Consider the following 20,523-nt stretch of genomic DNA (forward strand, 5'->3'; position numbering starts at 1 on the left):
CCGGTAGCGGCCCCGACTAGGCGGTGTGCTTTTTTCGGCCGAGGAAGCGCCAAGCGAGTGCCAGCGCGATCGCCACCGGGATGACTACGCCCAGCGAGCTGATCACCCACGCCACCAGGCCAACAAAGTTGCGCCACATGTCGCGGAAGGCCTCAGCGATCACGTTCGTCCCCGGGTTCGGGCTCACGAGGGGTGCCTTCTCGTGCACCGTGACGCTCAGCGTGCTGATCGCGACGCGCGTCCGGAGGAAGCGAAGTCGGCCTTCGTAGCGCTCGATCTCCTCGCGGACGCGGGCCAGCTCGCGCTCGACCGCCAGAACGTCCTCCAGCTTGCCAGCCCGGGTCGCGAGCAGGTTCACGATGCGCTCTTCCAATCGTTTGGCGTTGGCGACGCGTGCCGTGACGTCCACGAACTCCTCGCCGACGTCCTCGGCGGTCGTGTTGCTTTGCTCGACCTTGCCAAGGGGTGCCACGCCGCCCAGCGCATCGTCGAATCGCGCGGAGGGGACTTTCACCTCAATGGTCGCACTTCGGACCGCATACTCGCCGGTGCTCGTCGACACATTGCCGACATATCCGCCGAGGGTTGCCGCGAGCGTGCGCACGGCGTCGATCGCGAGTTCCAGGGAGTCGACCTCGATCATCACGTTCCCGTTGCGGATGATCATGTTGGGCGCCACGGAGTCCTGCCCGCGCACCGACGGGAGCTGGGAGCCCTGCGCTCCCCCAGGAGCCGGAGCGGCGACCATATCCGACGGCGCGGCCATGCGTGAGGCGACGGCGGGCCCGGCGTCCACATAGTCTGCCTTGGCTTCGAGCGCAGCGGCCGCGGGCGGCACGGCATTTCCGGTGCGCTCGCCGCAGGCGAATGCGCTCGCCAGGAGTGTGGCGCCGAGGAAGTGGACGAGCGGCGTTCGGGTCGAGCGGGACATGGCAGGAGCTCCACGGAGAGTCGGGTGACAACAGGGAGACGTCACCGGCCGGGAAAGTTGCACACCCGGGGGTCGGTGGGGACCCCTTACGTTGGGGTGTCACAGGACCATGACCCGCTCGATGAGTGTTTCCATGACGCGATACCTCACTGGATTGCTGGTTGGGCTCGCCGGGACGGCGTGGGCCCAGGCGGGCGGTGGCGTCCAATACGACGTGACGTTCACCCGGGCGCTCGCGGCGCGCCGCACCCTGCATGTGGAAGCCCGGTTTGCCAGCAACGGTTCGACCCCCCTCGTGGTCAGCCTTCCGGCCTGGACCCCCGGCGCCTATGAGCTGAGTTGGTTCGCGCGGAATGCCACGGCCTTTGCGGCGTCGGCGGGGGGGCGTGCCCTCAGCTGGGACAAGGTGGATCACGACACCTGGCGCGTGTTGCCGGCCGGGGCACGGGAGGTCACCGTGGCATTCGACTACCGGGCGGATTCACTCGACAACGCGATGGCCTGGTCGCGGGACGACTTCGCGTTCTTCAACGGGACCAACCTGTTCCTGTATCGTGAAGGCGCGTCGCTGGAGGGGCCGGCGTCGGTGGCGATCCATTCCGAGCCCGGATGGAAGGTCGCAACGGGGATGCGCGGGTCGAGCGTCACGCGACGGTACTCCGCGGCCTCGTACCATGAGCTGGTCGACATGCCATTCTTCGTTGGTGCGTTCGACCTGGACTCGATGAAGATCGCGGAGCGTTGGGTGCGCCTGGCGACGTACCCCGAAGGCAAGCTGGCCGGTGACGACCGCCGGGCGTTGTGGGATCAGGTCGCGCGGAGTATCCCCCCAATGGTTGCCGTCTTCGGGGACCAGCCGTACGACGACTACACCAACCTGCTGGTCTTTGACGAAGGGACCGATGGCGGGAGTGCGCTCGAGCACGCGAACTCGCACCTGGGGATCTACACGCCGTTCATCATCGGGAACCCGGCGCTGCCGTCGATCACGGCGCACGAGATCTTCCACCTCTGGAACGTGAAGCGCGCGCGGCCGGCGGAGATGTGGCCCTACCGCTACGACGTCGCGCAGCCGACAACGCTCCTCTGGGTGAGTGAGGGGATCACGGACTACTACGCCGATATCGCCCAGTTGCGCGGGGGCGTCCTCGACTCGCTGGACTTCCTCGACGTGGTCCTGGGCAAGATGCTGGAGGTGGACGCGGCTCCTCCGGTCGCGCTTACCGACGCGTCACTGTCGACCTGGATTCACCCCGTGGATGGCACGGCGTACCTCTACTATCCCAAGGGGTCGCTGGTCGGCTTGCTCCTCGACATCCACATCCGCGACGCCAGCGACAACGCGGGCTCGCTCGACCAGGTCATGCGGGACATCTACAACGCGAGCTGGAAGCGGGGACGTGGATTCACGGCAAGCGAATTCTGGGCGGCGGTCGCCCGCGTGTCGGGGGGCAGGGATTTCGCCGACTTTGCCGCCCGCTATGTCCATGGGCGGGAGCCACTGCCCTACAGCTCAACCTTCGCGCTGGCGGGGATCCGGCTCCAGGTGGATAGCACCCGTGAGCCACGACTCGGGCTCTACACCGAGCAGGACTCCAGCGGCGTGCGGGTGACGGCCGTGGACTCGGGGAGCTCAGCCGAGTTGGCCGGCGTCCGGCCGGGAGATTACCTGCTGGTCATCGGGGACGTGCCGGTGACCGAAGGCTTTGGCGAACGATTCCGCGCCCGCCACGCGCGCGGTGAGGGACGGGAGGTGACGGTCAAGGTCCGGCGCGACGGCAGTGAACTGGTGCTGCCGATGCGGATCCAGATGGCCGTGCGCACGTCGTCGCGGCTGGTCTACGACGCGGCCGCGAGTGCGCGCGCCCGGCGCGTGCGGGCCGGGTTGTTGACGGGTCGAACGGGCCGCTGAGCCGCGACCGGGCGGCTCACGGCGTGTAGGCGATGCAGTCGATCTCCACCTTCAGGCCGGGGAGCGGCAGCGCCGCGACCTGGACGGTCGTACGCGCCGGCTTGTGGCCCCCGAAGGCTCGTTCGTACACCGCGTTCATGCGTGCAAACTCCGCCATGTCCGTCAGGTACACGTTGCACCGGAGCACGTGCTGCATCGAGGAGCCGGCGGCTTCGACGATGACGCGCACGTTCTCGAGCACCTGGGCGGTCTGCGTCTCGATGTCGTCGCCGGCGAGCTGGTTCGTGTCGGGTCGACGTGCGCCCTGGCCGGAGACAAAGACCAGCCGATCGAAGCCGATGGCGGGGACGTAGGGGCCGACGGGCGGTGTAGCGCCGGCGGGGAGGATGGCACGATGGGCGGTCATGGATGGGCGAGGAGGGCGCGCTTGAGCATGAGGATCTGGCCGGCGTGGTAGGCATCGTGCTGCACGAGGCCGTTGATCATTCCCTGGTAGGTGTGGCCGGTGCCTAACGGGGGCGACTCCTCGTCACCCGCCTTGCGCTCCAGGAGCGAGGGATCCAGGGCGAGCACCGCCTCGATGACCTCGGCGTGCACCGCGTCGAGGCGTGCGAGCAATCGCGTCCAGGCGAGGTCGTCGACCGGGACGGCTGGATCCGGGAAGTCGCCCTCGTCCGGCGCCTGGGCGGCGCGGCCGTGGAGACGTTGCAGGACTTCGTTGGCCCACGCGGCGACGTGGTGGGTGAGGGCGTGGATCGAGTGGGCGCTTGGGAGGACCTTCGCCGTGGCCATGGCGGCCGTCACGCCGTCCAGAGCCTCGTGCAGGGAGGGGCCGTGCCAAGCGTTTCCGCGCTGGACACGGCGGAGCTGGTCGGCGAGGAAGACCCGAAGGTCAGTCGGCGGGGTCATGGGCAGGATGGGGTTCAGTCGACGGGCGCGAGGCGGCCGCGCCGGTGGACCTGCAGGGTGAAGCAATCGGGACGGGCGTAGTGGCCGGTGACGTCCAGGGCCATTGACTCCTCCCGGATGCGAGCGAGGTCAAGTTCGGCGTGCAGGATGGCGGGGCGGTCGTACACGGGCTCCACGAGGTACTGCCCGTCCGGGCCGATGATGGCGCTGCCGCCGCGAACGATCCACGCATCGGATGAAGGGACGCGCGTCGTGTCCACCTCGAAGCCGGTGGGCAGGGAGCTCCCCCGCATCACCGACGCCGCCACGAGCACGAAACAGCGCCCCTCGAACGCGTATTGGCGGGACGCCACCTGGTTGCGCTCGTGTGCGCCGGGCCAGGCGGCGACGTGGAGGTCCTCCCCGCTCTCATGCAGCGCCTGGCGAGCGAGGGGCATCCAGTGCTCCCAGCAGATCAACCCTCCGACGCGGCCCACCGGTGTCGGGACCGCGCGCACGCCATCCGCGTCGCCGAGCCCCCAGACCAGCCGCTCGGTGTGGGTTGGCATCAGCTTGCGGTGGTGGTTGAGCAGGGCGCCGTCCGGCCCGTACGTCAGGAGCGCATTGAACAACGTGCCGCGACCCGGCCCGCTCGCAACCTGTTCCGACACGCCGATCACGAGCGTCACCCCCAACGAGCGCGCCAACTCGGCGAGCGCCGCACCGGAGTCACCGTGTACGTCGATGGATGCCGCCGCGTACCGGGCATGGAGCGCCTTGGTGGGTGCATGATCCCAGAGTCCGATGTCCCGGCAGACGTCGAACCAGGCGGGGTAGCCGGGGAGCCAGGTCTCGGGGAACACCACACATTGCGCGCCACCCTCGGCGGCCTCACGAGCCAGCGTCCGGGTACGATCCAGGCATCCTTCCCAGTCTGGGAGAATCTCCCGCTGGATGATGGCGACGCGCACGCGGGTCATGACGGCAGATGGGAGAGGAGGGGTGCGGGAGGATGGCGTGTGCGCGTGGCGCGGCGCAAGCGGCCCCGGCGCATGTCCCCCGCGCTGCATCGGAGCCCCGGGTGGCTGGCGCGTCGTCCGGCTGCGGTCGCACGCGTGCTACCATTCGGCATGACGCGACATGCCCTTCGACTCGGGATCTTCTTCGCGGCCCTCGGGGTGGCCGCCGGGGCCTTCGGCGCCCATGCGTTGCGCGGACGGGTGGATGCGGGAGGGCTCGCCACCTTCGAGACGGCCGTGCGATACCAGATGTACCACGCCTTTGGCCTCCTCGTCGCCGGCTGGCAGGGGGCGCGCGCACCGACGGCGGCGGTGTCGTGGGCCGTGCGGTGTTTTACGGCGGGGATTGTGCTGTTCAGCGGCTCGCTCTACGGGCTCGTGCTGCTCGGCGTGCCGGCCCTGGGCGCGGTGACCCCGCTTGGCGGCGTGTGTTTCCTCGCGGGGTGGGCCGCCTTGTTTGTAGCGGTGTCCCGCACCGGCGCCGGGGAGCCGTAGCGGCTCCGGCGCCCCGATGGGTGCCTAACGCAGCACCGCCTTCGCGATCGTCTGCAACTGCATGTTGGACGTCCCCTCGTAGATCGTGCCGATCTTCGCGTCGCGGTAAAACTTTTCGACGGGAAAGTCCTTGGTGTAGCCGTAGCCGCCGAATAGCTCAACGCACAGGGACGTGACCCGCTCACACACCTGGGACGAGAAGAGCTTCGCCATCGCCCCCTCGCGCGCGATATCGCCCCCGGCATCCTTGATGCGCGCGGCGTTGTAGACCATCAGGCGGGCGGCCTCGAGCTCCGTGGCCGCCTGCGCCACCTGAAACTGGATTCCCTGGAACTCGGCCAGCGCCTTGCCGAACTGGCGCCGTTCCTTGAGGTACGCGACCGCCGCCTGCAGCGCGCCACCGGCGACACCGATCATCTGGGCGCCAATGCCAATGCGTCCCACGTTGAGCGTGTCGATGGCAATCTTGTATCCCTGCCCCACCTGGCCCAGCACGTTCGCCGCGGGGACGCGGCACTGGTCGAGGATGAGCTCCACCGTGCTCGAGGCTCGGATGCCCAGCTTGTCTTCCTTTCTGCCCACGGTGAATCCCGGAAAATCGCGCTCGACGATGAAGGCCGTGATCCCCTTGTATCCCGCGTCCGGATTGGCGTTGGCAAAGACGATGTAGACCTGGGCTTCGGCGCCATTCGTGATCCACATCTTGCGACCATTGAGGACCCAATCGTCCCCATCCCGGGATGCCCGTGTCGCGAGTGCAAAGGCATCGGAGCCAGAGCCCGCCTCGCTCAGGGCGTAGGCCCCGACGGTGTCTCGCGTGAGCCGGGTGAGGTACTGCTGCTTCTGCGCCTCCGTGGCGTAGGTGCGCAGCGGATACTCCACAAGGGTGTTCTGCACGTCGACCAGGATCGCGGACGACGCGTCCACCTTGCTGATCTCCTCGACGGCCAGTGCCACCATGGTCAGCGAACCGCCGGCGCCGCCATGTGCCTCATCGACCTCGATCCCCATCAACCCCAGTCCGAAGCACTGTTCGATCAGGGTGGGCTCGATTTTCGAGGCGCGCTCCATGGCCTCCACACGCGGTCGCACCTCGGCGTCGGCAAACGCCGTGACGGCGTCACGGAACAGCACTTCTTCGTCGGAAAGGTGAGTCAGGGGAGCCGACATGTGGGGGGCGCTGGAGGTGGGAGGCAGTCGCAAAGTTGGCAGCGAGCTGTCGCGATCTCCAGTGTGGACGCCGCCGGACCTGTGCCGGTCACCCGGGACGCCGGCCATCAGGCCAGCGTTCGAGGGTCGGCGACACCCAAAGCGCCTCCGCGTCCTCCCCGGACACATCGAGTCGGCGCCTTTGGAGCCAGTCCATCAGCGCGAGGTACAAGGTGGGGAGGACCAGGAGTGTCAGTAGCGTTGAGGTCACCAACCCCCCGATCACGACCGACGCGAGCGGGCGCTGTACCTCGCTGCCCGGGCTCGTGGACAACGCCATCGGGACGAAGCCGAGCGACGCTACCAGGGCCGTCATGAGCACGGGGCGCAACCGATCGAGTGCTCCGCGCCGTACGGCGTCCGCGAGGGAGGCTCCCGCGTCACGCAGCGCGTTCATGTGTGAGACCATGACCACGCCGTTGAGGACCGCGATCCCGAACAAGGCGATGAATCCGATGCTCGCCGAGAGGTTGAGGTTGAGGCCGCGCATCCAGAGAACCGCGATGCCGCCGACGAGGGCGAACGGCACGTTGGTGAGCACGAGGGCGGACTGCGGGACGGACCCAAACGAGGCAAAGAGCAGCAGGAAGATCAGGAGCAGGGAGAGCGGGACGACGACCGCCAGGCGACTCATCGCCCGCTGTTGGTTTTCGTATTGCCCGCCCCACTCGAGAAAGGTGCCAGCCGGGAGCTGGATCTCGCGCGCGACGCGGCGCTTGACCTCGGAAACGAAGCTTCCCAGGTCGCGGCCGCGCACGTTGCTCAGGACCAGGGACCGCCGCTGGCCGTCCTCGTGACCAATCAGTTCGGGCCCGGTCGTGGAGACCAGCTGGGCGAGGGCGTGGAGTGGCACCAGCGCGCCAGCGCTCGTCCGGACCGTCAAGGCTTCCAGCGCGTGCAGGTCGTTCCGGTAAACGTCGGGGTAGCGCACGGCGACGCCAACGCGACGCGGTCCCTCCACCAGCTCGGTGGCGACCCGCGCGCCCATGGCCAGCTCCACCGCGCGCTGGACTTCGGCGACCGAGACGCCGTGGGCTGCCAGGGCATCGCGATTCACGCGCACCGCGATCTGTCCCGTGCCGTCGGCGATCTCGACGGCCCCGTCCGCGTTGCCCGGGACCTGCTCAATGATGCGCAGGATGCGTTCGGCCAGCGCGGCGTTCCGCTCGAGGTCCGGGCTGACCACCTTCACCCCGAGGTCGGAACGAATGCCGCTTTCGGCCTCGTCGATCCGCATGGCGAGGGGCTGGGTGAATGACACCTCAACACCTGGGACGACGGCCAGCGCCGAATCAAAGGCCGCCACGAGGCCCTCTGGATCGTCGGCCGTGGTCCACTCGTCGCGGTCCTTGAGGATGACGTACAGGTCGCCCTCGAAGAGTCCCATGGCCTCGGTCGCCAGGTCGGGCCGCCCCTCCTTGGTCACGACCGTCGTGACCTCGGGAAAGCGACGGATGATGCGCTCCGTTTGTGTGGAGATCTCCACGGCCTCGGCGAGCGCGATGGAGGGAAGGCGCCGCGTGGTGATCAAGATGGAGCCCTCATCCAGGCGCGGCATGAACTCCGTCCCGATCACGGCGAGCGAGCTGACGGCCGCGAGGACGAGCACCACGGCGACGGAGACCACACGTCGACCATGCGCCAGCGACCAGTCGAGTGCCCGCTCGTACGCGGCGCGCACGCGCTCGAACACCGGGGCGCGAGATTCCTCCGCGTGATCGAGCAACCACGCGCTGATCGCCGGCACGTACGTGAGGGCGAGGAGGAGCGATCCCAGCACTGCGGCGACCACCGTGAAGGCCATCGGCTTGAACATCCGGCCTTCCATCCCATCCAGCGTGAAGATGGGGATGTACACCGCCACGATGATGGCGATGCCAAACAAGATCGGCCGCCCGACTTCCTGGGCCGCGGACAGGAGCAACGCGCGTCGCTCGTGCGGGGCGGGCCGGCCGTGTTCGAGGCGTCGCACGAAGTTCTCGACCATGACCACCGAGGCGTCGACGATGAGCCCGAAGTCGAGTGCGCCGAGGCTCATGAGGTTGGCCGAGTACCCAAAGGCGTACATCGCCAGGAAGGCGACGAGCATCGACAGCGGAATGACCGATGCCACGATCAGCGATGCGCGGACGTTGCGCAGGAACAGGAAGAGGACCGCAATGACCAGCAGCCCGCCCTCCACCAGGTTCTTGAGAATGGTGCGCGTCGTGCGACGAATGAGGTCGGTCTGGTCGTAGAACGGCACGATCTCGACATGCCCGGGGAGCGCGGCTCGCACTTCACCCATGCGGATGGCCACGTCGCGAATCACCTGGCGCGAATCGGCACCGCGCAACTTGAGGATCATCCCCGCGACCACCTCGCCGTTCCCGTCCTTGGTGACGGCGCCGGAGCGCTGGAGCGCGCCCGGCTCGATGGTCGCCACATCTCGCACGCGGGTCGCCGTGCCGCCATGCGCTCCGATCACGATCCGCCCGAGCTCCTCACGACGATCGATGCGGCCCAAGCCACGCACCGTGAAGCGTTCCCCGCCGCTCTCGAGGTACGATCCGCCGAACGTCAGGTTGTTCTCGGCGAGGGCCCGGTCCACGTCAACCAGCGTCAGGCGACGCGCGGCGAGCCGGATCGGGTCCACGACGATGTGCACCTGCTCGGTAAAGCCGCCCCACGAGTTCACCTCGGACACCCCGGGCACGGTCCGCAGTCGCGGCCGGACGACGGTGTTGTGCAGGGTGGTGAGTTCGGTCAACGAGAGCGAGTCCGAGGTGAGGACATACTGGTAGAGCTCACCCATCGGGGTGGAGACCGGGCCTAACGACGGTTCGACCCCGTCGGGGAGGAGGTCGCGGGCGTCTCCAAGTCGCTGTTGGACCAGGGTCCGGGCGAAGTAGATGTCGAAGTCATCGGGGAAGGGCACCGTGATGAGCGATAGGCCGAACTTCGAGACCGACCGGACCTCGCTCGCCCCGGGGATGCCCATCAGCGACGACTCGATCGGGAAGGTCACCAGACGCTCAACGTCTTCCGGCGCCATCCCGGGTGCGACGGTAATCACCTCGACGCGGGTCCCGGTGAGGTCGGGGAAGGCATCGAAGGGCACACGCATGACGGCAAAGAGCCCCGCGCCAACGAGCGAGAGGACGCCGCCGATGACAAACAGGCGGTTGCGAACCGAGAACTCGAGGAGGCGTCGCATCAGTGGGCGTCGCCGCCCCCGCTGCCCTGGCGCTTGAGGATCTCGGCGCGGGCGACGGCGGCGCCCTTCACCACAACGCGCGTGCCGGTGTCGACCCCAGCGAGGATCTCGGCGCGATCGCGCGTCAGGCGTCCGACGCGGACGCGCACCGCTTCCACATGGAGCCCCTCGCCACGTGGCGTGGCCGCAATCACGACCGTGTCACCCTCGAACGCCTGCACGGCGGCGGCCGGGATCACGGTCGTCATGGCCGTGCCGGCACCTTCGACTTCGGCCGAGGCAAACATCTCGGCCTTGAGGACCCCACCGGTGGCGGCGATCGCGGCATGCACTTCGACCGTCCGCGTGACACTGTCCACCGCCGGAAAGACGCGCGTCACCCGTGCGGTAAACTGGCGATCCCCGGTCGCGGCCGTCGTGAAGCGTACGGTGGCGCCGGCGGACACGGGAGATGCATCCGGAAGTTGGAGCACGAGGACCAGGCTCGACGTCCGGCTCACGGTCACCAGCGGCGCGCCGACGAGCACCACGTTCCCCGGCTCGACGCTACGGCCCGTCACCTGGCCGTCCATCGGGGCGCGGATCAACACCCAGTGTTCATCGTAGTCGGCGGGGAGGGCGTCGTGTCCTACCAGGTGCTCCACGAGTGCTTCGGAGCGTTCCAGTTCCGCGACCGCCGTGGCGAGCATCGCATCGCCATCCACCAACTCGGCCCGCGCGCGCTCCAGGTCTGCAGTGGAAAGTGCCTTGAGGCCAAACAGTCGCTCGGCACGACCGGCCGCGCTTGCGCGGAGGCGTTGCATGGATTGCGCTCCGGCAAGTCCCGCCTTGGCTTTCGCCAGCGACGCCCGCGCATCCATCAGCTCATGCGAGTGGATGGCCACCAGCACGGCCCCGCGCCGCACCCGGTCGCCCGGGAGGACGTACACCTTCGCGACGCGTCCCTCCACGATCGACCCGATGGGCTCGGTCGCGGAGGGATCCAGTGTGATGCGGGCCGGTGCGGCGACGACCTCGTGCCATGGACTGCGCTCCACCGGAGCGGTCGTGAAGCCGGCGATGCGAACCGTCTCGGCACTGAGGGCCGCCGTATCGCTTGCCGTTGGCGCGGCCGCCGTGGTCGTGGGATCTGCGGCGGGCGTGTCGTCGCCGCACCCCAACGTCAGGCACAGGATCACGGGGAGAAGGCGTCGCATCTCAGGGCAGGAAGGGAAGTCCACTGGTACGGAGCAGGTCGAGTCGGGCGAGGTGCGCGTCGTGTGCCCATCGGGCCGCGGTCGCGCGAGTTTCCGCACGGGCGCGCTGGGCCTCCAGCAGTTCGATGAGCGAGGTCGCCCCTTCGCGATACAAGGCTTCGGCGATTTGGGCGACTTCACTGGCTCGGGTGTCCAGGGTGGTTGCGCCATCGCGCCCGACATCGCGAATCCCCTCCCACGCTCCGAGGGCCGCAGCGAGCTCGCCTCGGGCGCGTGCCTCGGTGTCGCGCTGGGCAGCGCGGGCGAGGAGCGCCTCGCCACGGGCGCGTTCGCGCGGTCCCTCGTTTCGGTTGAACAGCGGCAGGGGAACCAGGACGCCGATCAATCCTGTGTTGAAGCCGCCGGTCCCTTTGTAGCCCCCGACCACGTTGAGATCACCCAGAAGTCCGCGCGACTCCGCCGTGGAGCGTCGTTCGGACTCCTGGAGCGCCAGTTGCGCGGCCCGTAGTTCCGGCCGGCGCACAGATACCGCCGCCCACGTTGTGTCGATGATCGCGTCGAGTGGCGGAGGGGCGAGTGCGGCGAGGGGCGGAAGCTCCTCCATCGTCACGCCTAACAAGCGTCCGAGGTCGGCTGCGGCACGGCGGGCATCGGCGGCAGCTGTCGCCGACGCAATGCGTGCGCGGTCTGCCTCGAGCGCCCCGCGCATGGCGACCACCTCGGCCACGGCTCCCTCGCGAAATCGTTGCGCATCGAACTCCGCGGTGCGCATGCGCGCGTCGCGTTCCGCCGACGCGATGCCCGCGAGTTCGTGGGCGAGCGCCGCGCGCCAGTACGCGCGCAACACCTCGTGGTCGAGCGCTCGCGCGGCGGCGGCAGAATCGGCCTGTCCTCGCACCCGGGCCACGCGGGCTGCCTGCCCCAGGGCCCGACGACGCCCCGTGAGGTCGATCGGGACCTGCAGGGTGGCGAAGATATCGGGCTCGATGGCTCCGGTGAAATTCTCGCGGCGCCACTCGGCGATCGGGTTGGTCCAAGCCGCCTCGGCACGGGCGCGTCCCGCCGTCACGTCGCGCAGTCCCACGGCCACACCAGCGAGAGGGCCGCGCGTCCGGGCCAGGGCCACGGCGCGTTCCGGGGTCAGCAGGTCCTGCGCGACAGCAAATGCGGGCGCGAGGAAGGCAGCGAAGAGGAGGCGGAGCGTCACCCCGAGAACGCTACGCTGCGGACATGAACTGGGCTTAAATCAGGCCGGAAAAGTGGCCGTGAATCGCGCCCCGCCGAGCTCGGAGTCGTCGACCGTCAGTGTTCCGCCGTGCGCTGTCGTGATCGACCGGGCGATGGCGAGCCCGAGGCCGGCACCCTCGGGCGCGAGTTGGCGGGCCGAGCGCCCACGGACGAACCGACCAAACACCGACTCACGCTCTTCCGGTACGATGCCGATGCCGGAATCTTCGACCACCAATTCCGCGCCGCCATCGGTGGACGGACGAGTCGCGATCCGGATGGTGCCGCCCTCCGGGGTATACCGCGAGGCGTTTTCCAGGAGCACGGTGGCGAGCCGGTAGATCAGCTGCGGATCACCCTGGACCGGCGTCTCGACCAACGCGGTAACGGCGACCGCCTGGCCCTTTTGCTCCGCAGTCCGCGCGAACCGCGAGGCGGCGTCCGAGACGACGTCGTCGAGATAGAGGCTCGTCCGTTGTGCGACCATTGCGCCGCTGTCGGCGCGGGCGAGATGTAACAGCTCGTCGATGGTGTGTGCGGTGCGCCGTAGTTCAGACGCGATCTCGGTGAGCGCGTCGCGGTCGGCCGGGGAGGGTGGTTGGGCGGCACGTTCCTCAGCGGCGCCGAGGATGCGAGCGACGGGGGTGCGGAGTTCGTGGGCGGCGTCCGCGAGGAAACGCCGCTGCTCCTGCACGGCGCGGTCCAGCCGGTCAAGGAGTCTGTTGAAGGCAAGTCCCAGCCGCCCGAATTCGTCGTCGGGGTTGGAAACGGGCAGCCTGGCACCGGATGCGTTTTGCAGTCTGTCAGCCGCGGCCGCCATGGTGCTGATCGGCGACAACGCCCGCCCGGTCATCCACCAAGCGACCAGGGCGGCGACGAGCGCGGCGATCGGGATGGCGAACAGCGTTACGCGGTCGATGTTGCGCTGTGCGGCCACGAGGTCGGCGGTGGAGATCGTGAGGCGTAGCTGCCACCCGGGAGCGAGGCGGGGCTCGAGTGCCTCGGCACGGCGGACCAGCGGTGGCAGGGGCGTTGCGGCGGCCAGGGGTTGTCGCGCGGTGGCGAACAGCGAACCGTCCGGGCGCAGGAACTCGATTCCCATGCGGGCGAAGACCAGTTCGCCGGCCAGGTGGGAGACGGTCACGTCCACCTGCCGGTACTCCGCGAGTTCGGCTCGAAAGAACGAACGCACAAGGGCTGCAGCGCCGGCGACGGCCGTCTCGTGTTCGTTGCGCAGCGCGCGCTGTGCGAAGTGCCGCATGGCCAGCAGGGCGGCGAGAAGGAGGCTAAGGGTCGCGACGGCGTACCAGATCGTCAGGCGACGACGGACTCCGGATTGTGTCATCGGCTCCCCAACCGATAACCGGCGCCACGCATGGTGTGCATCAGGGGTGGCTCGCCCGGCTGGTCGACCTTGCGCCGGACGCGCCCGATGTAGACGTCGATGACGTTGCTGGCCGGATCGTAGTTGTCATCCCACGCATGGGCACTGATGCGCTCCCGCGTGACCACCTCGCCCGCATGGCGCATGAGGTACTCGAGGACGAGGAACTCCTTGGCGGTGAGCGGGATGTTTCGTTGGCCGCGGGACCCGGTCCGCGTGGCCGTATCCAGGGTGAGGTCAGCCACGGACAAGGTGACGGGGAGGAGGGGATCCGGCCGTCGCAGCACGGCGCGGAGCCGCGCCGCCAGCTCGCCTAACGCGTAGGGCTTGACCAGGTAGTCATCTGCACCGAGGTCGAGCCCGGCGATGCGGTCGTCCACGCCATCACGCGCCGTGGCCATGACCACGCGCGCGGTGGTCCCCCGGGTCCGGAGTTGCCGACAGACGGCGGCCCCATCCATGTCCGGCAGCCCCAGGTCCAACACCACGGCGTCGTAGCCATTGATGGCCTCCAGCTCCAGGGCGAGCGCCCCGGTGGCCGCGACATCAACGGCAAAGCCGGCCTGCCGCAAGAAGTGCGTCGTGTGACGGGCGAGCGTCGGGTCGTCCTCCACGAGCAGCACGCGCATCAGCCACCACACACGCTCAGGGCCAACTCCACCTTGCCAAACGGTGCAGACACCTGCACGCCCTGCACGGCACCTCGCACGGCCTCGAACATCTCACGCGCGATGGCAATGCCTTCCTGCACGGCGTGTTCACGTGAGCGCTCGTTCGCCCGTCGCATGCGCGTGATCACGCTATCGGGAACCACGACCCCGGGCACCTCATTGGCGAGGAACTCCGCGTTGCGCACGGATACTAGCGGCCAGATGCCGGCGATGATCGGGAGGCACGGCTCGTCCATCCGCGCCAGGAAGTGCTCGAGTTGGGCGACATCAAAGACTGGCTGCGTGATGGCGTACTCGGCTCCCGCCTCCACCTTCCACGCGAAGCGTCGGCGCTCAAGCGCCGGATCCACGGCGGCCGGATTCACCCCGACGCCAATGGCGTACCGCGTGGGCGCGCCGATGGCGTTGCCGCCGGGGTCGAGCCCGTGATTGAGGTTGCGGACGAGGTTCGTCAGCCCGATCGCATCGATGTCGAAGACCGCGGTGGCGTCCGGATAGGGTCCCATCTTGGGCGGATCGCCGGTGATCAGGAGGATGTTCCGGAGCCCAATGGCGGCACCACCGAGCAGGTCGGAGAGCATGCCGAGCAGGTTGCGGTCGCGGCACGCGTAGTGGCACACCGTCTCGAGGCCGACCTGTTGTTCGATGAGCACCGAGCACATCATGGCGCCCATTCGACTCTGCGCGCGGGGGCCGTCGGGCACGTTGACGGCGTCCACCCCGGCGGCCTTGAGGGCCGTACAGTCGGCGATCATCCGGCTCGCGTCCACGCCGCGCGGGGGGACGATCTCCACGGACGTGACAAACTCCCCGCGGGCGATCTTCCCGGCGAGTCGTGACCGTTCGGCGAACGGGACCGGGTCCACACCGCGCGGCTTCGCGGTCACAGCGGTGGTGCCCGTCGGTGTCGTGCGCGGCGTGGCGTGGTGCGTGGCCGCGAGGCGCGGTACCAGGGGACGGATCCCCTCGACCATGGCCTTGATGTGGTCGGGGGTCGTGCCGCAACACCCGCCGATGACTTTCGCCCCGGCCTGCACCAGGTGTCGCGCGTACGTCGCCATGTACTCCGGGCTGGCCATGTACATATGGCGACCGCCGACCTCGCGGGGCATGCCAGCGTTAGGCATGGCGCCCAGCTTGCGGGATGTCACCGCCGCCATCTTCTCGATGGCCTCGAGGATGGTCTGCGGACCGACCGAGCAGTTCAGTCCGATCACGTCCACCCCCAGGGCGTCCAGGTGTGCGGCAATCGCCTCCGGCGAGGCGCCGTACGTCGTCACCCCGTCGAGTCCGATCGTCATGTGCGCGATCACCGGCATCGACGGATCGACGTCGCGCGCCGCGCGCACGGCCTGGGCGATCTCATCGAGGTCCCAAAAGGTCTCCAGAAGGAAGCAATCCGCGCCGCCGGCCGCGAGCCCCTGCATCTGTTCGGCAAAGGCGTCGTGCGCCTCGTCGAGTGAGGTCGGGCCGTAGGGTTCGAGTCGCACGCCAAGCGGGCCTACGGCGCCGGCGACGAGATGGTTCTCCCCGGCGGCCTCACGCGCGAGGCGCGCGGCGGCGGTGTTGATCGCGACCACCTCTTCCTGCAGGCCAAACGGCGTCAGCTTGATGCGATTGGCGCCGAACGAGTTCGTTTCGATCGCGTCTGCGCCCGCTTGCACGTAGGCGGTGTGGATCTCGCGGACGAGGTCCGGGGCCCGCACGTTCAGCTCATCGTAGCACTGGTTGATGAACACCCCGCGTGCGTACAACATCGTGCCCATCGCGCCGTCGAACATCACGACCGTGTCGGGGTCGACCAGGCGGTGGATCAGGGCATCGCGTGCCATCTCAGCCTCGCACCGCGAAGTATTTCGCGTCCGGGTGGAAGACGATCATCGCCGCCGTCGACTGCTCGGGCACGAGCTGGAACGCCGAGGTCAGCGTCATGCCTAACGCATCCTCGGCGGGCAGCAGGCGAAAGACCAGCCCATGGTCGTCCAGGTCGGGGCAGGCGCCATATCCCCACGAGTATCGCTTGCCACGCCCGGCGACCAGCCCGGACTCGGCGCGGATGCGGCGGTGTAACCACTCGGCCGTGGCCTCCGCGGCTTCCACGGCGAGGCCGTGGACATAAAAGGCCTCGCTGTACTGGTTGTCTGCCTGCAGGGCATCAAAACGCGCCGTGGCCGCTTGACCCACCGTTACCACCTGCAGCGCGAGCACGTCCGGCTCGTCGCTCGTGATATCGCGGAAGTAGTCGGACAGGCAGAGTCGGTCCCGCCCGTCCTGGCGCGGGAAGGTGAAGCGACCGATCTCGCGCAACGCCGCGCCATCTGATTCGTATGCGGCGGGGTCGTAGACCACCAAGGCGTTGCCCTCGCTGCGCACCGGGAAGTACCCATACACGGCTTGCGGCGTCAGCCATCCGTTTATCCGGGCATCGGCCTGCAGGCGAGCCAGGGTCGGCACAAATTCGTCGCGGACCGTGGCGTCGTAGCCTTCACCAGAGCCGCGGGCGCCCCACTGGAGCCTGAACAGCTCGTCGAGGTCCAGCAGGTCGAACACCTCGTCCAGCGGAATGTCGCGCATCACGCGCGTGCCGAAGAAGGGCACCTTCGCCACGTCCGCGGTCACGACGTCGCTGCGGCCGGAGTCTGTGCTGCCGCCAAGCTTGTCCTTGCCAACCGTGGCGTGGAGAAAGACGTCCGTCCGGGCCTCGTCGAGGACCTGCGCCACGAACGCCCCGCGGCGCGTGGCGTCCTGGAGCCGGTCCATCGTCTCCAGTCCCTCAAACGCGTCCTTGCAGTAGAAGACGCCGGGGGCATAGGGCCGCTCGCCGTCCACAAACAACGCCCGCCGTCCAAAGCGGCGGTTGATGGCCGCCCCGCCGATCAGCACCGGGATGTTCAGGCCGCGCCGGTCGAGTTCCTGCACACAGAGGGGCATTTGCTTGGACGTGCTGACGAGCAGGGCGCTTAGTCCGACCGCGTCGGCGTCGACCTCGATGGCTTTCTCGATGATCGTGTTGACCGGGACCTGCTTCCCCAGGTCAAACACGGTATAGCCGTTGTTGGACAGGATGGTGTTGACCAGCGACTTCCCGATGTCATGCACGTCGCCGTAGACCGTGGCCAGGACCACCTTGCCCTTGGTGTACCCCTCGGCCTTCTCCAGGAAGCCCTCGAGGTGCTTGACCGCGCGTTTCATGACCTCGGCGCTCTGGAGTACGAAGGGCAGGATCAACTCACCGGAGCCGAACTTGTCGCCAACCACTTTCATGGCGGGCAGCAGGACTTCGTTCAGCACACGCACCGGGGCCTCGCGCACACCAGCCGCGTCGAGCGCCGCCTCGATCCCCTCCTTCTTGCGATGGAGGACCATCCAGTGGACGCGCTCGTCCGGACTCATGCCCTCTGTGGGATCCGCCTTCTCCGCGCCGGTGGCGGTCGAGGCGTCGGACCCGTCGAAGGCACCAATGAAGCGCTGCAGGGCGTCTGGTCGCCGGTTGAAGACGAGGTCGTCGGCGAGTTCGCGCTGGTCGGTCGTGATCTCGGCGTAGGGGGTGACGTGCGCCGGGTTGACAATCGCGGCATCGAGCCCGGCCTGCACGCAGTGATGCAGGAAGACGGAATTGAGGACGGCGCGGGCCTCGGGGGCGAGGCCAAAACTCACGTTCGAGACGCCGAGGATCGTGAGCACCCCGGGCAACTCGCGCTTGATCAGCCGGATCCCCTCGATGGTTTCCTTCGCGCTGTCGATCCACTCGGGGTCGCCGGTGGCCAGAGTGAACGTGAGGGCATCAAAGATGAGGTCCGACGGCGACATGCCGTACTCGTCGACGACAAGGGCGTGGATCGCGCGAGCGACTTCGAGCTTGCGCTCGCGCGTGCGCGCCATGCCTACCGGGTCGATGGTGAGGGCGACGAGGGCGGCGCCGTGGGCGATGGCCAGGGGGACGACACTGTCGATGCGCGCCCGGCCGTTCTCCATGTTGATGGAGTTGATGATCGCGCGGCCCGGGGTGTGCTCAAGCGCGGCCTGGATCACGCCGGCCTCGGTCGAATCGATCATCAGGGGCTGCTCGACGCTCATCGAGAGCAGCTTGACCACCTGCGCCATCTGCTCGGCTTCGTCCCCGCGTTCGGTGAGGGCGACGCAGATGTCGAGGACATGGGCCCCGGAGTCCGCCTGATCGCGCGCCACGTCGAGGATCCCCTCGTAGTCGTCGGCGAGGAGCAGGCGCTTCACCTTCCGCGAGCCCTGGGAGTTCACCCGTTCGCCCACGAGGAGCGGGGGCGGATCCTGGTGCAGGGTGATGGCGCGCATCGCCGAGGACGCGCGCGCGACGGTGTGCCGCGGCGGAACGGATGATGCTGTACTGTGGTAGGCCCTAACGCCAAGGGCGTCGACCGCCGCGTTGATGGCGCGCAGGTGTTCGGGGGACGTCCCGCAGCAACCGCCGACGATCCGGACGCCATACTCCCGGACGAAATCGGCCAGCATCACCGCCATGGGCTCCGGCTCCAGGGGATATACCGCGTCTCCGGTCCCCGTGTTGAGCGGCAGGCCGGCATTAGGTACGACGGACAGCCAGCGCGTGGAATGGCTGGCGAGGTGACGCACCGGTTCCCGCATGTGCTCGGGGCCAGTGGAGCAGTTGAGCCCGATCACATCGACGGGCAACGCCTCGAGCGTGGTCATGGCACTCGCGACGTCGGTGCCGAGCAGCATGCGGCCGCTCGTGTCCAGGGTGACCTGGGCCTGGACGGGGATCCGGAACCCGAGCTCCAGGAACAGCTCGCGGAACCCTGCAATCGCCGCCTTGACCTCGAGGATGTCCTGGGCCGTCTCCACCAACAGCACGTCCACGCCGCCTTCGATGAGGGCGGCCGCCTGCGCCTTGTAGTTACTGGCAAGTTCCGCGAACGTCACCTGGCTCAGCGCGGGGTCGCTGCTGGACGGAAGCATCCCTGTCGGACCGATCGATCCCGCGACGAATCGCGGCCGCTCCGGGGTGGCAAACCGGTCGCAGGCGACGCGCGCGATTCGGGCTGCTGCCACATTGATCTCGTGCGCCTTTCCCAGCAGCCCCCACTCTTCCAGGCGGCGGGGTGTCGACTGAAAGGTGCATGTCTCGACCACATCGGACCCCACCGCGAGGAACGACTCGTGGATCTCGCGAATCACGTCGGGTCGCGTGAGCACCAGGTGGTCGTTGCACCCTTCCAGGCTGGTTCCACCATAGTCTTGCGCCGTGAGGGGGTACCGCTGGATGCTGGTCCCCATGGCGCCATCGTATACGAGGACGCCGCGGGCGAGTGCATCGAGGTAATCCGATCGCAGGGGAAGCTGGTCGAGTCGCGTCACGAGGTCATGAAAAAAGAAAGGCCCGGGGCTGGGCGCCGGGCGTGGCGGTTTAGCGTTTGTTTAGCGTGGCCGCAAGTTGCCCTTAAATCGCCACGTGATGCCAATTGTCACCGGTAATGATTGTCAGACGAGTCGTCGCGGGCAAGCGTCACCCTGAGGCGAGCGCCATCACCCGGCTTTGGGCCGCCTCGGGCACCTCGACCACCTTGCGGCGCGCCGTCTGCCCCGCGACGAGGCGGATCTCGCGGCGCGGAACGCCGAGGGCGCTGGCGAGGAGCTCGACCAAGGCATCGTTGGCCGCGCCATCGACCGGCGGGGCCTGCAACCGAACCTTCAGCGCATCCCCATGGCGCCCCAACACCTCGCTCCGGGAAGCGCGCGGCTGGACGTGCACGGCGAACCGGATGGTCCCGCTGGAACCCCCTGTGAGCGCCAGCGTCACCCGAGGGCGCCGAAGACCAGGGACTCGAGCAGGTTGAGCACCAGAAAGGCCACAATCGGGGAGATATCCACCATGCCTAACGTGGGCACGATCCGCCGCAGCGGCGCGAGCAGTGGCTCACTGAGCGAGTAGGCCCACCGGATCCACCGGGAGTACGGCGACACCTGAAACCAGGTGGAAGCCACGCGAACGATCAGCGCCAGTCGCAGGATCTGGAACGACCACCGCAGGGCGACCACGGCAAAGCCGCCAGCCCCGCCACGTGCGGCCAGCGCCGCGAACGCCACCTGCCCGCGCAGAAAATCGAGCAGGGACAGCACGACCAACCCGCCGAGCACCACGAACACCAACGCCCACCACGGCGCCGACGTGGGATTGCCCCCTGCGCGAACCACCATCCGTTCGATTGGCTTGAAGCGAGGGTCCACGGTGTCGCGCACGAAGCGCGCGACCGGCGAAAAGGGACTCAGGCGCCGCGTGCGGACGAGCCAATCGAGCAGGGCCAGGATTCCGACCACGATCGCCGCCCAGAAGAACGCCGGCCGGAGGAGCGCCAGCACCACGTCGAAGCCCGCAAGCACCTGGTTCATGACGTTCAGTC

At 68.4% G+C, this 20,523-nt stretch carries 16 protein-coding genes and 1 riboswitch; of the genes, 2 read left to right on the forward strand and 14 right to left on the reverse strand.

Annotated features, from left to right (window positions below; translation table 11 throughout):
* Window positions 1-16: 16 nt before the first annotated feature.
* Window positions 17-667 carry a DUF4349 domain-containing protein gene (locus tag IPK85_11615; protein ID MBK8248032.1) on the reverse strand — a complete coding sequence of 217 codons (651 nt, stop codon included), beginning with the start codon at window positions 665-667 and terminating at the stop codon, window positions 17-19.
* A 397-nt stretch (window positions 668-1,064) separates the two neighbouring features.
* On the opposite strand from IPK85_11615, the gene IPK85_11620 reads away from it, so the two are divergent.
* A complete protein-coding gene (locus IPK85_11620) occupies window positions 1,065-2,843 on the forward strand; it encodes a PDZ domain-containing protein (GenBank protein MBK8248033.1) in 1,779 nt (592 codons plus the stop codon).
* 16 nt (window positions 2,844-2,859) lie between these two features.
* Here IPK85_11620 and IPK85_11625 read toward each other — a convergent pair whose 3' ends face one another.
* From IPK85_11625 to IPK85_11635, 3 genes are read right to left on the reverse strand one after another with little or no spacing between them, the layout of a single operon-like run.
* On the reverse strand, window positions 2,860-3,249 hold the full coding sequence (locus tag IPK85_11625; protein MBK8248034.1) for a reactive intermediate/imine deaminase: 390 nt from the start codon (window positions 3,247-3,249) through the stop codon (window positions 2,860-2,862).
* Entirely contained in the window at window positions 3,246-3,752 is a 507-nt protein-coding gene (locus tag IPK85_11630; GenBank protein MBK8248035.1) for a DinB family protein, read from the reverse strand. Before IPK85_11630 ends, IPK85_11625 begins: the two co-directional genes overlap by 4 nt.
* Before the next feature lie 14 nt (window positions 3,753-3,766).
* Window positions 3,767-4,711: a carbon-nitrogen hydrolase family protein gene (locus IPK85_11635; protein ID MBK8248036.1), complete on the reverse strand. Its 945-nt coding sequence runs from the start codon at window positions 4,709-4,711 to the stop codon at window positions 3,767-3,769.
* Window positions 4,712-4,861: 150 nt separating this feature from the next.
* On the opposite strand from IPK85_11635, the gene IPK85_11640 reads away from it, so the two are divergent.
* Complete coding sequence (locus tag IPK85_11640; GenBank protein MBK8248037.1) at window positions 4,862-5,245, forward strand: DUF423 domain-containing protein; 384 nt, start codon at window positions 4,862-4,864, stop codon at window positions 5,243-5,245.
* A gap of 24 nt (window positions 5,246-5,269) precedes the next feature.
* On the opposite strand, the gene IPK85_11645 is transcribed toward IPK85_11640, so the two are convergent.
* The 10 genes from IPK85_11645 to IPK85_11690 all read right to left on the reverse strand — a co-directional run bounded on the left by IPK85_11645 (window position 5,270) and on the right by IPK85_11690 (window position 20,512).
* Window positions 5,270-6,415, reverse strand: a complete 1,146-nt coding sequence (locus IPK85_11645; protein ID MBK8248038.1) for an acyl-CoA dehydrogenase — start codon at window positions 6,413-6,415, stop codon at window positions 5,270-5,272.
* Window positions 6,416-6,503: 88 nt separating this feature from the next.
* Window positions 6,504-9,650, reverse strand: coding sequence for an efflux RND transporter permease subunit (locus tag IPK85_11650; protein ID MBK8248039.1), 3,147 nt, complete (start codon window positions 9,648-9,650; stop codon window positions 6,504-6,506).
* On the reverse strand, window positions 9,650-10,846 hold the full coding sequence (locus IPK85_11655; GenBank protein ID MBK8248040.1) for an efflux RND transporter periplasmic adaptor subunit: 1,197 nt from the start codon (window positions 10,844-10,846) through the stop codon (window positions 9,650-9,652). Before IPK85_11655 ends, IPK85_11650 begins: the two co-directional genes overlap by 1 nt.
* Window position 10,847: 1 nt before the next feature.
* On the reverse strand, window positions 10,848-12,053 hold the full coding sequence (locus IPK85_11660) for a TolC family protein (protein MBK8248041.1): 1,206 nt from the start codon (window positions 12,051-12,053) through the stop codon (window positions 10,848-10,850).
* 39 nt (window positions 12,054-12,092) lie between these two features.
* On the reverse strand, window positions 12,093-13,418 hold the full coding sequence (locus IPK85_11665; protein ID MBK8248042.1) for a HAMP domain-containing histidine kinase: 1,326 nt from the start codon (window positions 13,416-13,418) through the stop codon (window positions 12,093-12,095).
* A complete protein-coding gene (locus tag IPK85_11670; protein MBK8248043.1) occupies window positions 13,415-14,086 on the reverse strand; it encodes a response regulator transcription factor in 672 nt (223 codons plus the stop codon). The genes IPK85_11665 and IPK85_11670 overlap by 4 nt, the downstream gene beginning before the upstream one ends.
* Window positions 14,086-15,960 (reverse strand): bifunctional homocysteine S-methyltransferase/methylenetetrahydrofolate reductase, encoded by a 1,875-nt coding sequence (locus tag IPK85_11675; protein ID MBK8248044.1) that lies wholly within the window; start codon window positions 15,958-15,960, stop codon window positions 14,086-14,088. The genes IPK85_11670 and IPK85_11675 overlap by 1 nt, the downstream gene beginning before the upstream one ends.
* Before the next feature lies 1 nt (window position 15,961).
* Complete coding sequence (metH, locus tag IPK85_11680; GenBank protein MBK8248045.1) at window positions 15,962-19,399, reverse strand: methionine synthase; 3,438 nt, start codon at window positions 19,397-19,399, stop codon at window positions 15,962-15,964.
* Window positions 19,400-19,509: 110 nt separating this feature from the next.
* Window positions 19,510-19,584, reverse strand: a riboswitch (SAM riboswitch).
* 44 nt (window positions 19,585-19,628) lie between these two features.
* A complete protein-coding gene (locus tag IPK85_11685; protein MBK8248046.1) occupies window positions 19,629-19,916 on the reverse strand; it encodes a DUF167 domain-containing protein in 288 nt (95 codons plus the stop codon).
* Between the two features lie 2 nt (window positions 19,917-19,918).
* The gene (locus tag IPK85_11690; protein ID MBK8248047.1) at window positions 19,919-20,512 is read right to left on the reverse strand and encodes a YggT family protein; all 594 of its coding nucleotides are present in this window, start codon (window positions 20,510-20,512) and stop codon (window positions 19,919-19,921) included.
* Window positions 20,513-20,523 lie beyond the last annotated feature (11 nt).

Source organism: Gemmatimonadota bacterium (assembly GCA_016712265.1).
Taxonomy (GTDB): domain Bacteria; phylum Gemmatimonadota; class Gemmatimonadetes; order Gemmatimonadales; family Gemmatimonadaceae; genus RBC101.